The organism is Paraburkholderia silviterrae (assembly GCF_004353915.1).
GTDB classification, from domain to species: domain Bacteria; phylum Pseudomonadota; class Gammaproteobacteria; order Burkholderiales; family Burkholderiaceae; genus Paraburkholderia; species Paraburkholderia silviterrae.
In genome coordinates this window covers 17,440-32,661 of record NZ_SMRP01000042.1, presented here as the reverse complement: position 1 = coordinate 32,661, position 15,222 = coordinate 17,440, and the positions used below count along the sequence as shown (strand labels likewise).

14 protein-coding genes are annotated in these 15,222 nt (G+C 63.8%); 2 read left to right on the top strand and 12 right to left on the bottom strand.

Annotated elements, in window-relative coordinates; translation table 11 throughout:
- Positions 1 to 17 precede the first annotated feature (17 nt).
- The 10 genes from EYW47_RS37385 to kdpF form a co-directional block, all read right to left on the bottom strand.
- Positions 18 to 647, bottom strand: a complete 630-nt coding sequence (locus EYW47_RS37385; protein ID WP_133199833.1) for a response regulator transcription factor — start codon at positions 645 to 647, stop codon at positions 18 to 20.
- Positions 644 to 1,732 carry a sensor histidine kinase gene (locus EYW47_RS37380; RefSeq protein WP_165976788.1) on the bottom strand — a complete coding sequence of 363 codons (1,089 nt, stop codon included), beginning with the start codon at positions 1,730 to 1,732 and terminating at the stop codon, positions 644 to 646. The genes EYW47_RS37385 and EYW47_RS37380 overlap by 4 nt, the downstream gene beginning before the upstream one ends.
- Positions 1,733 to 2,485: 753 nt before the next feature.
- Positions 2,486 to 2,893 (bottom strand): hypothetical protein, encoded by a 408-nt coding sequence (locus tag EYW47_RS37375; protein WP_240764084.1) that lies wholly within the window; start codon positions 2,891 to 2,893, stop codon positions 2,486 to 2,488.
- An 11-nt stretch (positions 2,894 to 2,904) separates the two neighbouring features.
- Positions 2,905 to 3,543 carry a GNAT family N-acetyltransferase gene (locus EYW47_RS37370; protein WP_133199831.1) on the bottom strand — a complete coding sequence of 213 codons (639 nt, stop codon included), beginning with the start codon at positions 3,541 to 3,543 and terminating at the stop codon, positions 2,905 to 2,907.
- Between the two features lie 97 nt (positions 3,544 to 3,640).
- The gene (locus tag EYW47_RS37365) at positions 3,641 to 4,339 is read right to left on the bottom strand and encodes a response regulator (protein ID WP_133199830.1); all 699 of its coding nucleotides are present in this window, start codon (positions 4,337 to 4,339) and stop codon (positions 3,641 to 3,643) included.
- Positions 4,340 to 4,377: 38 nt separating this feature from the next.
- On the bottom strand, positions 4,378 to 6,528 hold the full coding sequence (gene kdpB, locus EYW47_RS37360) for a potassium-transporting ATPase subunit KdpB (RefSeq protein WP_133199829.1): 2,151 nt from the start codon (positions 6,526 to 6,528) through the stop codon (positions 4,378 to 4,380).
- A gap of 115 nt (positions 6,529 to 6,643) precedes the next feature.
- Positions 6,644 to 7,660 (bottom strand): potassium-transporting ATPase subunit C, encoded by a 1,017-nt coding sequence (locus tag EYW47_RS37355; protein WP_133199828.1) that lies wholly within the window; start codon positions 7,658 to 7,660, stop codon positions 6,644 to 6,646.
- A 16-nt stretch (positions 7,661 to 7,676) separates the two neighbouring features.
- A complete protein-coding gene (gene kdpB / locus EYW47_RS37350) occupies positions 7,677 to 9,860 on the bottom strand; it encodes a potassium-transporting ATPase subunit KdpB (RefSeq protein ID WP_133199827.1) in 2,184 nt (727 codons plus the stop codon).
- A 54-nt stretch (positions 9,861 to 9,914) separates the two neighbouring features.
- Entirely contained in the window at positions 9,915 to 11,714 is a 1,800-nt protein-coding gene (gene kdpA / locus EYW47_RS37345; protein WP_133199826.1) for a potassium-transporting ATPase subunit KdpA, read from the bottom strand.
- A gap of 77 nt (positions 11,715 to 11,791) precedes the next feature.
- Positions 11,792 to 11,872 (bottom strand): K(+)-transporting ATPase subunit F, encoded by an 81-nt coding sequence (gene kdpF, locus EYW47_RS42760; RefSeq protein ID WP_377785345.1) that lies wholly within the window; start codon positions 11,870 to 11,872, stop codon positions 11,792 to 11,794.
- Between the two features lie 379 nt (positions 11,873 to 12,251).
- Between kdpF and EYW47_RS37335 the strand changes: the two genes are divergently transcribed.
- Together EYW47_RS37335 and EYW47_RS37330 are read left to right on the top strand one after the other, a co-directional pair.
- The gene (locus EYW47_RS37335) at positions 12,252 to 12,479 is read left to right on the top strand and encodes a hypothetical protein (RefSeq protein ID WP_133199825.1); all 228 of its coding nucleotides are present in this window, start codon (positions 12,252 to 12,254) and stop codon (positions 12,477 to 12,479) included.
- 31 nt (positions 12,480 to 12,510) lie between these two features.
- Positions 12,511 to 13,401 carry a PTS sugar transporter subunit IIA gene (locus tag EYW47_RS37330; RefSeq protein WP_133199824.1) on the top strand — a complete coding sequence of 297 codons (891 nt, stop codon included), beginning with the start codon at positions 12,511 to 12,513 and terminating at the stop codon, positions 13,399 to 13,401.
- 86 nt (positions 13,402 to 13,487) lie between these two features.
- On the opposite strand, the gene EYW47_RS37325 is transcribed toward EYW47_RS37330, so the two are convergent.
- Complete coding sequence (locus EYW47_RS37325; protein WP_133199823.1) at positions 13,488 to 14,441, bottom strand: dimethyl sulfoxide reductase anchor subunit family protein; 954 nt, start codon at positions 14,439 to 14,441, stop codon at positions 13,488 to 13,490.
- Between the two features lie 26 nt (positions 14,442 to 14,467).
- Positions 14,468 to 15,214, bottom strand: coding sequence for a 4Fe-4S dicluster domain-containing protein (locus tag EYW47_RS37320; RefSeq protein WP_133199822.1), 747 nt, complete (start codon positions 15,212 to 15,214; stop codon positions 14,468 to 14,470).
- Positions 15,215 to 15,222 lie beyond the last annotated feature (8 nt).

Below are 15,222 nucleotides of genomic sequence, written 5' to 3'. Positions count from 1 at the left end.
TACGTGCGCGCGGACGCTCAGTGCAACGCGTACGCAATCCCGCCGGCGCTTGCTTTGTCGGCGAGATGGATCAGGTCGGCCAGCGAGTCCGCCTTCATTTTCTCCATGACGCGTGCGCGATGCACCTTGATCGTCTTCTCGGCGATGCCAAGATCGAACGCAATCTGCTTGTTCAGGCGCCCCGTGACCACGCGCGCCATCACTTCGCGCTCGCGCGGCGTGAGGGTCGCGAGCCGCTGCCCGATCTCCGCAAGCCCCCGCCGCTCTTCGTGCATCTGCCTCGCGCGCGCGAGCGCGCGCTCCACCACATCGAGCAACACGGTATCGCTGACCGGCTTGGTCAAAAAATCGCTCGCGCCCGCCTTCATGGCGTTGACGGTCGTGCCGACATCGCCATGCCCGGACAGAAACACGATCGGCAGGCTCATGTTCAGTTCGCGCTGCAACTCGAGCCCGTTCAGGTCCGGCATCTGCAAGTCCAGCACGAGGCAAGCCGGCTCGCTCGTGAAGTCCGCGTCGGCCAGAAACGAGCGCGCGGAGGCGAAGACTTCGGCCCGATACCCCGCGCAGCGCAGCAGACGCCCAAGGGCGCGGCAAACGCCGTCATCGTCATCAACGACAAAGACGCGGGACGACGAGTCAGTCATGGCCGTGAGCATACGGAGTTCTGTCCGCTCGCGCGCTCCGCGGGCAGCGAAACATAGAAGGCGGCGCCGCCCTCCGCGTTGTTCTCAGCCCAGACGCGCCCACCGTGCGCGCCAACGATGCTGCGGCTGATCGATAGCCCGAGCCCGAGTCCATGCGGCTTCGAAGTGAAGAAGGGCTGGAAGATCTTGTCCATCTGGTCCACCGTCAAGCCACGGCCGCAGTCGCGCACGCAAAGACGCACGTCGCCGCCGGGCTCGACACCCGCTTGCACCGTCACGAGGCGGCGCGCGGCCGGACACTCCTGCACCGCATCGAGCGCGTTGAGCATCAGGTTCAGCAGCACCTGCTGCAGCTGCACCTTGTCGCCGAGCACCGTGGGCAATGCGCCGGCGATCTCGATCGTCGTGCGCACGCCGCGCACGATGGCGTCGCTGTGCATGAGCGAGACCACGTCGCGCACGACGCCGCCCACGTCGACCGGCTGCCATTCCATGTCGCACTTCCTGACAAGGGCGCGCATTTTCCGAATGATCTCGCCCGCGCGGCGATTGTCGGCGACGATATCTTTCAGCGTCTCGCGCACTTCGCGCAGGTTGATCGGGTCCGCTTCCATAAAGCGCTGGGCGGCCTGCGAGTTGGACAGGATCGCGGTGAGCGGCTGATTGAGTTCGTGCGCGAGCGAGCCGGCAAGCTCGCCGAGCGCGGAGACGCGCGTCAGATGCGCGAGCTCCTGGCGGTTGCGGTGCAACTCGTTGCGCTCGCTGCGCTCCACGACCACGGCGAGCAGGGTCGGCACGCCATCCACGCGGCATGGGCGCGTCGTGACCTCGGCGGGAAACTCAGCGCCGTCGTGGCGCCGCGCAACGACCGTACGCAGAAACGAGTCGGCTAACGCGTGCTTCGCCGCCAGCGCGTGCGAACCCTGCATGCGCCATTCGGGAATCAGAAGGCTCGCGCGCGCACCGCTCAGTTCATCGCCGCGGTAGCCAAACAGTTCGGTCCCCTTCTCATTGACGAACGCGATCTTGCCGGCCTCGTCGATAGCGAGAATCGCAACCGGCACGACCTCCAGCGCGTCGCGCATTGGCGTACCGGTGAGGAACGATTCGACGCCCCCGAGGTGCTGCCTGTGCGCGCGGTTTTGCGGCGCGAGAGCCCTCCGCGCTTCGGGGGCCCAGTGCCTGCTCAAGCGCCGAACGGATCGAGTCACGCCATTCAGGACGGCAAGCGGACGAAACCGCGGACGCTCCGATGCGCGGAACCACGTGATCATGGCAGCGACAACTGTCGGCACAAGTCCGCAATCTGACATGCCGTTCTGCATGGCGAATAGCTCCCCGTCTGCAAACATGCGCCACGCCCATCCTGGTCGTTCGGGATGCACGTTCGTGGCTGCAACGTTCGAAACGAGCTCAATGACGACTTTCACGGCGACCGCTAATTCGCGTCGTGCTTTTGCGGCTTTCTGTCTACTATTATGGGGCGCGAAAAGCTGATCGAGACGATCCGCATGAGAGCGACAGCGCTGCAACGCGATCGCCCATCACCTGCGGTGACCATGAAAGCAATACTAGTAGATCTTAGACATTTTTTACTTATAGATAGAAGATATTTCAGTATTTGTTACAGCAACAGCATCAGCAGCAACGCTGTCAGGCTCGATTATAGTTTCGCTTAATTCAGATTAATGCCTTACAAAACCGCATGATTGTTTGATTGATTGAAAACGTATGTCTGCACATCGTTTATTCAGGATTGGAATTTGACTTGGCAGGCTGGCCTGCCGCTTCCACGCCCACGAGCGCGATCACGCGGCCCTGCACCGCGCCAACTGAAATCAGACGACTTCAGCGAGTTCCGGGTTCAATTCGATGTGAAGCACAACGAGCCAGCGCCGCGGGCAGGTATCGGCGATCTTGAGTTCTCGCACACCTGAATCGGACTGTGTCGTTGCGACGTGGCCGTGTTGCTTCGCATTGGCCCATGCAGCGCGTGCGTCGCTAACCAGCCAGTTACTCACGAGCACGCATGTCAAACAGCTAAAGACCAGCGTTTGAATCTCCGTCATGCCTGGATCGATCATCTGACCAACGTAGGTAAACGCCGCAGTCAAGACCTGGTCGGCACATATCGTAAAGATAACGATCTTTAGCCAGGCGCGCGAACGCATGAATGTCTTGAGACGGGCGCGCTCCGCCTCGCTCAAGGCGTCAGGCCTGTTGGCGTTTCGCTCAGGCTCGTGCATGCCGTTGCCCCTCATGCCGCAAAGCGCACAAAACGCGAACGCGGCAGTGCGATCTGGTGCGTCCACGCAGCCAGCGTCCGAGCCACGACGGGAGCCTTGCTTAGAATCACACTGTCGTAGACCTTTCCCGGAAATCGTAGCGTGTCGACTATGCGAAAACCCTGCGAACGATAAAAGGCAACGAGATGCGCAGCAGGATACGGCGTATCGAGCGCGAGCTCAGCATAGCCGCGTGTCGCGGCCCAGTGCTCGGCGAATGCCAGTAGCGATTTGCCGATGCCGCGGTTTTGCCAGCCAGGATCAATGGCCAGTTGACGAACTGAAGCAATGTCGCTCTGTTGATAGTGTTCGCAGTGCGACTCCGCATCGCGCGCATACAGTGTCATCGTACCGATCAGCTTTCCGTTGCTCACGACGACAAAGCAGTCGCCGGCCTGCGCGCGGCGTTGCGTGAGCGCGGCATCCTGATCCACACAGGTGCAGTTCAAGCCCATCATCCCGAGACGCGCGAAAGCGCGATGCAACAGCACCGTGAGTTCTCCGTATGAGTCGAGCAATGGGTCGAAGCGTCTTAGCACAACGTTACCCACACCGCTCCCAGTCTGCCGGCGCGCCTTATGTTCGGAACGGGACAGGTTTCGCTTCGACATGACCACTCCCTTGCATCGTCGTTTTTTCAAGTCTAGGGACGGTGCCGAGGCGCAGCAAGAAAAAATGTCGTAAAGAATCGGGCAACGCGGGCCCGCTCTACTTGATCCCCATGAGCCGGTAACCCACCCCGGTCTCCGTCACAATGTATTCGGGCTGAGCCGGATCGCTCTCCAGCTTGTGACGCAAATGTGCCATATAGGTCCGCAGATATTGTGAGCTTTCCGCATGTGCGGGTCCCCAGACCTCCTGCAGAAGCTGGCGATGAGTGAGCACACAGCCGGCGTGACGGATGAGTGCGACCAGCAAGCGATACTCGATTGGCGTCAGATGCACGACCACGCCGTTGACCTGTACTTGTCTCGCCGCCAGATCGACTGTGATCGAGCCGAAGGACACTGTCGTCAAGTCCGCCGCCACGGAGCGATCCCGTCTGCGCAGCAGTGCCCGGATTCGCGCCAGCAATTCAGCCATGCCGAAAGGCTTGGTCAGGTAATCGTCGGCGCCGGCGTCAAGCGCCGCGATCTTGTCGTCCTCCCGCGTTCGGCCCGAGAGCACGATGATCGCAATATTGGACCAGCCCCGCAGTTGCCGGATCACGTCCAGACCGTCCATATCCGGCAAGCCCAGATCGACGATCACGAGATCGGGCCTGGCGGTGGCCGCCACTGCGAGACCCTGCAGCCCCGTTTCCGCGTCGAACACGCGCATCGCCTCGCTCTCCAGCGAAGCTCGCACGTATCGGCGAATGGACCTTTCGTCCTCGATCACGACAATGCTGGCCGTTGGGTCGCTCATGACAATACCGGCACGGGCCGCAACGAATGCTTCATGGCTCAGCCCCATCCCAGTGCGGTGAGCACCATGTCGATCAGCTTGATGAACGGAAATGGCAAGAGGATTCCACCAAGGCCGTAGATCAGCAGATTGCGGCGCAAGAGCGACGCCGCGCCGAGCGCACGATAGCGCACGCCCTTGAGCGCGAGCGGGATCAGCGCGACGATGATCAGCGCGTTGAAGATCACCGCCGAGAGAATGGCCGACGATGGCGACGAGAGGTGCATCACGTCGAGCACACGCAGGCTCGGGTATGTCGAAGCGAATGCAGCCGGAATGATCGCGAAGTACTTCGCGACGTCGTTGGCAATCGAGAACGTCGTGAGCGAACCGCGCGTCATGAGCATCTGCTTGCCGATCTCGACGATCTCGATCAGCTTGGTCGGGTTCGAATCGAGGTCGACCATATTGCCGGCCTCCTTGGCGGCCTGCGTGCCCGTGTTCATCGCCACCGCAACGTCGGCCTGGGCGAGCGCGGGCGCATCGTTGGTGCCATCGCCGGTCATCGCGACGAGGCGCCCCTGTGCCTGGTGCGAGCGGATCATCGCGAGCTTGGCTTCCGGCGTTGCTTCGGCGAGGAAGTCGTCCACCCCGGCTTCGGCCGCAATCGCAGCGGCGGTCAGGCGATTGTCGCCCGTTATCATCACCGTCTGAATGCCCATCTTGCGCAGCTCGGCAAAGCGCTCCCTGATCCCCCCCTTGACGATATCCTTCAACTCGATCACCCCAAGCACGCGTGCCGGGGCGATGTCGGCACTGTCATGGGCGCCTGGCTTCTCCGCCACCACGAGCGGTGTGCTGCCGCGTCGCGCGATGTCGGTTACCGCGTTGATGACTTCGGCCGGATAACTGCCGCCGTGCGCCTCGACATAGTGCTTCACCGCATCGGACGCGCCCTTGCGGATTTCGCGGTTCGGCAGATCGACACCGCTCATGCGCGTTTGCGCCGTGAACGCGAGGAACGTGGCGTGCAGCGCGCTCATGTCGCGCTCGCGGATATTGAAGCGCTGCTTGGCAAGCACGACGATGCTGCGGCCTTCCGGTGTTTCGTCGGCCAGCGAGGCGAGCTGCGCCGCATCGGCAAGGTCGTGCTCCGAAACGTCCGGGGCCGGCACAAACGCCGACGCCTGGCGGTTGCCGAGCGTGATGGTGCCGGTCTTGTCGAGCAACAGCACGTCGACGTCGCCCGCCGCTTCGACCGCGCGGCCCGACGTGGCGATGACGTTCGCCTGCAACATCCGGCTCATGCCCGCGACGCCGATCGAAGACAGCAAGCCGCCGATCGTGGTCGGGATCAGGCATACGAGGAGCGCCACAAGGACCGTCACGGTGACGACGTGTCCAGCCTTGGTTGCCTCGACAGCGAAGATCGAGAACGGCAGCAGCGTCGCCGTGGCGAACAGCAGCACCAGCGACAAGGCCACCAGCAGGATGGTCAGCGCGATCTCATTGGGGGTCTTCTGCCGCTTGGCGCCCTCGACCATCGCGATCATGCGGTCGAGGAACGCCTCCCCGGGATTGACCGAAACACGTACGACAATCCAGTCGGACAGCACGCGCGTCCCCCCCGTTACCGCCGAAAAATCGCCGCCCGATTCGCGGATCACAGGCGCCGATTCGCCCGTAATGGCCGATTCGTCGACCGACGCGACACCTTCGATCACGTCGCCGTCCGCTGGAATCGTGTCCCCCGTCTCGACCAGCACGACATCGCCCTTGCGCAGATCTCTCGAAGTCATGACCTCCACGGCCGCCTTCGGATGCGGCTCGCCGAGCTTCTTGGCCATCACATTGTGCTTTGCACTGCGAAGAGACGCCGCCTGTGCCTTCGAGCGGCCTTCGGCGAGCGCTTCGGCAAAGTTGGCGAACAACACCGTGAACCACAGCCACAGGGCGATCGCGAGGATGAAACCGGCCGGCGCCTCGGCCTGGCCCGCAAGCGCGGCAATCCACAGAATCGTCGTCAGGATGCTTCCCACGTACACGCAGAACATCACCGGATTGCGCAGTTGCGTGCGCGGCGCAAGCTTTCTGAAGGAGTCCACAATCGCGGGCTTCACGAGCACCGGATCGAACATCGAGCGTGCTGCCGTACGTGTCTGACCAAGATTCCCTGGACGATGGACAGGCGGTTGAGCGGAAGTTGTCATGCTTTCCTCGTATTCGGCGGCCGGCGACTATCGACAGCGATGTTGCCGCTTGAGCGAAGGCCCCGCCGCTGTGGGTGCGTGCCCCGGCGCAGTTCCCGCCAACGGAGCGCACCGGTCATGCCGGCGCCCCATACTTGCGACGCAACTCGAGATTGACCTGCAACACGTTGACGAACGGATCGCCCACCAGCCCGTTGAGCGGCGCCTGCGTCGCATCGCGCAGCATCGCCGCAATCTCCGTGCGAACCTGCGCGGGATCGCGCTTCGTATCCTTCGCCCACGCCGCCGCGACTCGGTCTAGCTGGAACATCGCGTTTGCGAGCGTGATGTCCGGGTCGAGACCCGAAGCCGAGGTGGTCACGAGATCGCCCGGCACATTTTGCAGCGCGACGTCGGGATGGTCCTGGCGCCACATGTCGAAGAACACCGACTGGATATCGCTGCCCGTGCTCACCGGTTCGATTGCGGTGACGTCCTTGCCGTTACCGTCCTTGTGCGTGACCGCCGAGGGGAACATGCCTGGATGCGCCGTCGAGAACGATGCGAAGAACGGCACCGCGAGATCGGCCGCCTTGGGCTGCGGCGTGCCGGGGTTCGCGGCAATCCACTGCTTCACGTCGTTCGGATGCTGCTTCACCCATGCGTCGACATAGGCCGCATGCGTGGGATCGGCATTGACCCAGGCCTGCGCGAGGCTGTTGTGCGCGTTGGCCCATTGCGCGACGATGTGCGGCTGGCCGCCGAAGCGGTCCGCCTGGAACCAGGCTTGCACATCGGGCGCGACAGGCTTGCCCGCCTTCGGGCCGTCCGCATATTGCGCGATCGGTCCGATGGCGCGCGCGACGCGGTCACGCAACGCGTAATTCGCGGCGCCGAGCCCGGAAGACCCCGACGACGTGGCGTCGTACGACACGGCGGACGGCCGCGGCTGGAAGTACTCGTCCTTCGTGAACGGCTGAGCGATCAGGAGCGAGCCGACGGGCTTGCCGTCGGGGCCCTTGACCACGCTGCCGTTGGCCTGGAACGGGAAGGCGGTCTGACCGATCACCCACAGGATGCCCGGGTAGATGCCGCACACGATGACGACGGCAAGGCCCAGCAGCCAGAGACTCTTTGAGATGTGGCGTAGCATGACTTTCCCCTTGGCGTCAGGCAACGAGGTGCAGTGCGGTCATCACGACATCGATCAGCTTGATGCCCACGAATGGCACGATCACGCCGCCCAGCCCCCAGATCAGCAGATTGCGGCGCAGCAGCGCGTCGGCGCCGAGCGCGCGATAGCGCACGCCCTTGAGCGCGACCGGAATCAGCAGCGGAATGATCAGCGCGTTGAAGATCACCGCGGACAAAATCGCGGACGTGGGCGAATGCAGATGCATCACGTCCATCGCGCCAAGCCACGGCAGCGTGCCCGCGAACAGCGCCGGCACGATGGCGAAGTACTTGGCCACGTCGTTGGCGATCGAGAACGTCGTCAATGCGCCGCGCGTCATCAGCAACTGCTTGCCGATCTCCACGACCTCGATCAGCTTGGTCGGGTCGCTGTCGAGGTCCACCATGTTGCCGGCCTCCTTCGCGGCCTGCGTGCCCGAGTTCATGGCGAGGCCCACGTCGGCCTGCGCGAGCGCGGGCGCGTCGTTGGTGCCATCGCCCATCATCGCGACCAGCTTGCCCTCGGCCTGCTCGGTGCGCAGATAGGTGAGCTTCGCCTCCGGCGTGGCCTCCGCGATGAAGTGGTCCACGCCTGCGAGCCGCGCGATCGTCGCGGCGGTCAGCGCATTGTCGCCCGTGACCATGACCGTGTAGAGCCCCATCGCGCGCAGCCGCTGGATACGGTCGCGGATGCCGGGCTTCAGGATGTCTTCGAGCAGCACGACGCCCGCGATCTCGTTGCCGTTGGCGACGGCGATCGGCGTCGCGCCCTGCGCGCCCGCATGCTTGAGAATGGCTTCGAGCCCGTACGGCACCTCCCCGCCGCGTTCGTGCACCCACGCGATCACCGCGTCGGGCGCGCCCTTGCGGATCGAGCGTCCGTCGGCTAGATCGACACCGCTCATGCGCGTTTGCGCCGAGAACGGAATCACGCGGGTATTCGCGTCCGTCGCGGCGCCGGGAACGCCGTGGCTCGGATGGCCGGCATAGGGCGCGAGCGGGGAGCCGCCGGCGGCGGCGATGCTCTTGCCTTCCGGCGTGATGTCGCCAAACGAGGCCATCGCGGCGAGACGCTTGAGCTCGTTTTCGTCAGCGGTGCCCACCGGCATGAACGCCGTAGCGCGGCGGTTGCCCATGGTGATCGTGCCGGTCTTGTCGAGCACGACGGTGTCGATGTCGCCCGCCACCTCCACGGCCTTGCCGCTCTTGGCGATGATGTTCGCGCGCAGCGCGCGGTCCATGCCAGCAATGCCGATGGCCGCGAGCAGCGCGCCAATCGTGGTCGGGATCAGGCACACGAGCAGCGCCACGAGCGTGGGCACATCGGTGCCCAGGCTGTGCAGCGGCTCGGAGAGACCCAGGTAGCTCGTCATGTACTGCTCGGCGTTGAACGCCATCGGCCACAGCGGCACCACCACGATCAGGAAGATCAGCGTGAACGCGGAGAGCACGAGCGTGAGCGCAATCTCGTTGGGCGTGCGCTGGCGCACCGCGCCTTCGACGAGCGCGATCATGCGGTCGAGAAACGTCTCGCCGGGATCGGCCGAGATGCGCACCGTGATCTCGTCGGAGAGCACCGTCGTGCCGCCCGTGACGCCCGAGCGGTCGCCGCCAGCGTCGCGAATGACCGGCGCGGACTCGCCCGTGATCGCCGATTCGTCGACCGAGGCCGTGCCTTCGATCACCTCGCCGTCGCCCGGGATCACTTCGCCGGAGCGTACGACCACGAGATCGCCGCGATGCAGACTCACGGACGACACCGTCTCGAACGTGCCGTCGCTGCGCACCCGGCTCGCGGACGTGTCGCGCCGCGCGCGCCGCAGCGTGTCGGCCTGCGCCTTGCCGCGCTCCTCCGCGATCGCGGTCGCGAAGTTCGCGAACACCACGGTCAGGAACAGCCAGGCGTCGAGCGCGATGAAATAGGTGAGCGGCGCGGCGCTATGGGCAATGCCGAAGGCGATCTCGAGGATGAACACGAAGGTCAGCACGGCGCCGATCTCGACGACGAACATCACCGGGTTCTTCCACTGGATATCCGGCCGCAACGAGATAATCGACTGCCTTAGCGCGAGACGCAGCAGTTCGCGGTCGAAAAGCGGCTCGCGATGCTCGTGATGCGGTGGCTGAGGACCGCTCGAAACCGGTTTGACCGCATCGGGAACGGCATGAGTCGAGTTCATGATTAGCCATCCTGAGTACGTTGTCTGTCACAGAAACTGTTTTGCCCTGCTTGGTCATCCGCCGAACGGCAGCGGCCCCAGATGGTCCGCCAGCGGGCCGAGCGCCGCGACCGGCAGGAACAGCAGCGCGCCCACGATCAAGATGGTCCCGAGCAGCAGGAAGCCGAACGTGGCCGTGTTGTCGCGCATCGTGCCGAGTGTGACAGGCGCCGTCTTCTTGCGGCCGAGGAACGCGGCCATGGCGATCGGCGCCACGATCGGCAGATAGCGTGAGAACAGCATCACGAGGCCCGTCGCGGTGTCCCACTGCACGGCGGTGGGCGCGGGGTTCGGATTCGCGTTCAGGCCGTAGGTGGTCGCGAGTCCGTCCATGGCGGAGCCGTTGTTCGCGGACGCCGAGGAGAACTGATAAACGATCTCGCTGAAGCCATGCGCGCCCGGATTCGCCTCGGCCTTCGTGCCCCAGTCGGTGGCGGAGAACAGGCCCGTTGGCCCCAGAATCAGGATCGGGTGCACGAGCAGCGCGATCATCGCCAGCTTCATCTCGCGCGCGCCCACCTTGCGGCCCAGATACTCGGGCGTGCGCCCGACCATCTGGCCAGCGAGGAACACGCCGATAATGAGGAACAGCAGCAGGTTGATCATGCCGACGCCCTTGCCGCCGAACACGCAGTTCAGCCACATGCCGATCATCGGCGAGAGCCCCGCTATCGGGTTCAGGCTGTCGTGCTCGGCGTTGACCGCGCCACAGGTCACGTCGGTGGTGATCGCGGCGAAGGTGGCGCCAGCCGACGTGCCGAAGCGCAGCTCCTTGCCCTCCAGATTGCCCAGATGCTGATCGACCGGCAGCGCCGCCACGGCAGGGCTCGTCACGCTCTGATGGGTGCCCGCGAGCGCATAGGTGCGCGCCGGATGCGCGGTGAACGCGGGATTGGGCTGCATGGTGTCCCAATACACCGCCCAGCCTATCAGCGCGATCATCATCGTCAGCATCACGCTGTAGATCACGACCGCGTGGCGCATGCGCCCGAGCATGCGCCCGTACATCAGCACCAGTGAGAACGGGAAGATCATCATGGCGAGCGTCGTGACGATATTCGAGAGCGCCGTGGGGTTTTCATACGGCTGGGCGCTATTCATGCCATAGAAGCCGCCACCGTTGGTGCCGAGCATCTTGATCGGAATGACCGCGGCAACCGGGCCGACAATCAGCGTCTGCTGCTTCGCCTGGCCGTGGTCGTCGGTGCCCATCGCGGTGGGCTCGAGCGTCGTGACCTGCACGTCGCTCGCGTAGGTCATTGGCATGCCTTCGTGAATGAAGATCGTGCCCACCACGAGCGCGATGGGCACAAACATGTACACGACCACGCGCCACATGTCGACGAAGAAGTTGCCGATCAACTGCTGGCCACGCAGCGCGCGGATGATCGCGCTCAGCGCGCACACACCCACCGCCGCCGAGAGAAACATGTTCGGCAGGATGAAAAAGATCTGGCTGAAGTTGGAGAAGTGCTGGTCGCCCGAATAGTGCTGCAAGTTCGTGTTGGTCATGAACGAGATGACCGTGTTGAAGATCGTCGAAGGCGCAAGCATGCCGCGGCCTAGCGGATTGAGCGGCATGAGCGGCTGCAGCGAGAGCACCACGAAGCCGAACACGAACAGCGCCACGTTGAAGACGAGTAGCGCGACCGTGTACTGCTTCCAGTCATGCTGGCCGCTATCGAGCCGTGCTTCGAACCAGCGCAGCAGGCGCGGCGCGTGCAAATGGCCATCCATGATCCCGGCCATGTAACGGCTGAGCGGGATCGATATCGCGATCGCGATGACGAGAATGATGATCGGCAGGGTCCACATGGACAGCCCCTTTCAAGCCGGAAAAGGCAATCGATTGAGAACGAGTGCAGCGGCGGCGCCCATGGGCGCGAGGCGCATCAAAACCACTCGGGGCGGATCAGCGCGGCAAACAGATACACGAACGTCAGCGCGGATATTGCAGCGGCAAGCCAGGCCATTACGCTCTCCTTATCTATATACGCTCGCAGGCATCGACGAACAGCAGGCACAGGATGAGGCTCGCCAGCCCAAGCCCAAACAAGAGCGGCAGCCAGACGATGAGGTTCATTGCGCATCCCCAATGAGAATGTTTCGGCCAAACGTTGCCGCTGCGCCTGAACGCGCAGTGTGCCCCCTTGTTCTGCGGGGTGCTTAAGGTATAGGAGGCTGCGAATAAAAATTCCGTAAATCCGGAGGGGGTTTGTGCATAGGCGCGATATACGGCCCGACGTTGACCACTTTTTTATACGGGAGCCAGCGATCTTTGCATCGAATTCACATTGCGCGAGGTGAAATAGAGAAGGTAAGTCGGCGCTTTGACGTTGCGCAGGAGTTGAAATGGTTGCTGGCAGCGGTTTGCAGATCGCCCTATTCCTCGCCGTACTGATCGCGCTAGTCAAGCCGCTGGGCCTTTACATGGCGCGCGCGATCGGCGGCAATCCGCCGTTGCTCGGCGTCGTGGGAAGGCCGTTCGAGCGTCTGCTCTATAACGTTCGACAATATCCGCCGCTTACACGTTCCCCCGCGGGATTTACGGCATTTTTATCTCGGCTGCCCTATACATGAGAAAGCTTGCCGGTTGAATTCGAGGAATAGCATGAAACACGGACTGCCAGACTTGAGCGCGCTTCTCCACTTGCGCAAACTTGCCTCTCACCGCACGTCGCCGCCATCTGCCAGCCGCAATGTGATCATGCACGTGACACTGGATGCGCAGCACGCCCTGCCGTTGCGCCAGGCGCTGATCCGCGACTGCGCGGGTCAGTCGTGGACGATACGTGTGACGCCCTTGCGCGGAACGGACCGCGTTCAACTGGTTCTCTATTTGCCCAGGTCGGCATTGAGGGAGGCGATGCGGCGCGTGACGTGGCTGGCGCCGACCGCCGAAATCGGACGATTGCTTGACGTTCCAGATGCGCCCACGGACGCCTGGAACCAGCTGATGCATCGAGAAACGTCGTATGCCGATGCCCATCGCCTGCGCAAGGAGCCGGCCGTGGGTCAGGATGCGATCGCTCACTATATGAAGGAGGACCATGTCCTGCTCGATCTGGCCGTTGCAGACCGCGATTCGCTGTTCGCGAAGCTTGCCGAATTCATCGAGCAACGCTATGGCCTGGCAGCGCATGCCGTTGTAGCGGGGCTAGCCGCGCGGGAAGCATTAGGTTCGACTGCGCTGGGCCAGGGGGTGGCCGTGCCTCACGGTCAAATCAAAGGCTTGACGCAGGCTTTGGCGCTGTATGTGCGCCCGCTCAGGCCGATTGCGTTCGATGCACCGGACGGCGGGCCCGTGACCGACCTGGTCGCGCTGTTCGTACCGGAGTGGGCCAACATGGTGCACCTGCAATTGCTGGCCGATGTGGCGCAGCACTTTTGCGATCAACGCTTTCGAGAGCAACTGCACGACTGCCGGGATCCACGCGCGGTATGCGAGCTTTTCGCCAACTTCGATGCCCGAGACACCGTCGCGCATTGTGCAGTTCATTGATACAAGCAAAACCGCCTGAACCAGAACGCTGCTTCTGGTCAGGCGGCACGTGCTCACGTCTACAGCGTTCGATGCGAGCCGGCTAGTCAGGCTTGCCGATAATAGAGATTCTGCGGATGCCGCGCTTCCGCGAAGAAGAACCACCGCTCCGCTACAAGCCCGGCGTACTGAATCACCGCGGCGGCACACAGCAACGCGAGCGAAGCCCACACCGGCCGCACGTTCGCACCGAACGCCACGAGCACGAGCGGCACGGCAAACGCCGCCACGAGGAACGTCCACTTGATCCGCTTGAGCGTGGCCGGCGTCTTGCCGTGGAAGAACTCGCGCAGATTGAACGCGCCGGCCGTGAACCCGCGCGACTTCTGCTCGACGCGTGCGCCGCGGATGCCGGTTGCGCTCTGCACCGTCGATTTGGGCCGCAGCCGTGCATTGCGCACGAGCGAGGCGACACGCGAGGCGCATCCGGCCAGCGTCAGCAGGCAAGCCAGCACCGCGAGCGGCCCGACCAGCGCGGGCGCGAGCCAGGCTGCACTCGCGGTCGCAAGCGTGAAGCCCGAGGCGCAGCCGAGCAGCGCGAAATTGACGAGCGTGAGCGGCGTCGCCCATTCCTGAAGAAAGCGCAGGCACGCGTAGATCATGCCGGTGCAGACGAACAGCAGGCCACTCGCCACGACGGCCACGGCACCGATCGCAAGCGTATACGGCAAGCCGCACAAGTGCGCGACGCCGTAGGCAAACGCGCAAGCGAGGAACAACGGCAGGCACAGGCATTCGCGCGAGAGCCACGACGTGCGCCACATCGCAATGGCCCGCCACGCGCGCTCGGGATGCCCAAGGTGGAAAAACGATGCCACGAGCCCCGCCGCGCCGAGCAGGCACGAAAGCGCCGCCCCGACCACATAGAAGAGCTGCGGCACCGCCGCCCCATCGACCAGGCCGAGCTGGCCCGCCGCTTCCACGCCCACGAGCGCGATCACGAGCCCCTGCGCCGCGCCAATCAAGGTGGTGAGAAACACCACGGAAAATGCCGGATTCATGTTGGTTCCTTTGCCCGTGAAGGAGGTTAATGCGCCTGGGTGCGCGACGCCATCGACGCCAGGTGCAGCTCGCCGCGTTCGACCTGCGATTCGAGGGAGGCCGGCGCATCGTCGGCGGACTCGCCCTTGCACGAACACGATCCGCTGCCGCACGACGACACCTTCTGGCGCGGCAGATAGTGATTGGAGGGCCGCGTGCCCCATTCGGGCATCAGCTGATAGCCGCCGCGCTCGCGAATCGCCTTCGACACCACCGACTCCGGGTCGTGAATGTCGCCAAAGAGGCGCGCCGAGGTCGGGCAGGCGAGCACGCATGCGGGCTTGCGGTCGCGCTCGGGCAAGGCCTCGTTATTGATGCGGTCCGAGCAGAGCGTGCACTTGGTCATCTCCTTGCGCTCCTCGTCCAGCTCGCGCGCGCCATAGGGGCAAGCCCACGAGCAGTACTTGCAGCCGATGCACCGGTCGTAATCGACCAGCACGAGGCCGTCTTCCTTGCGCTTGTAGCTCGCCCCGGTCGGACAGACCGGCACGCACGGCGGATCTTCGCAGTGCAGGCACGACTTCGGAAAGTGAATCGTGTCGGTCAGCGGAAACACGCCAGACTCGAAGGTCTGCACGCGATTGAAGAACGTGCCGGAGGGATCCGCATCGTAAGGGCGGATGTCCGAGAGGCTGCCGGCCTCCCCCGACGTATTCCACTCCTTGCAGCTCGTCACGCAAGCGTGGCAGCCCACACACACGTTAAGGTCGATTACGAGCGCCATCTGTGTCATAGCGTGCT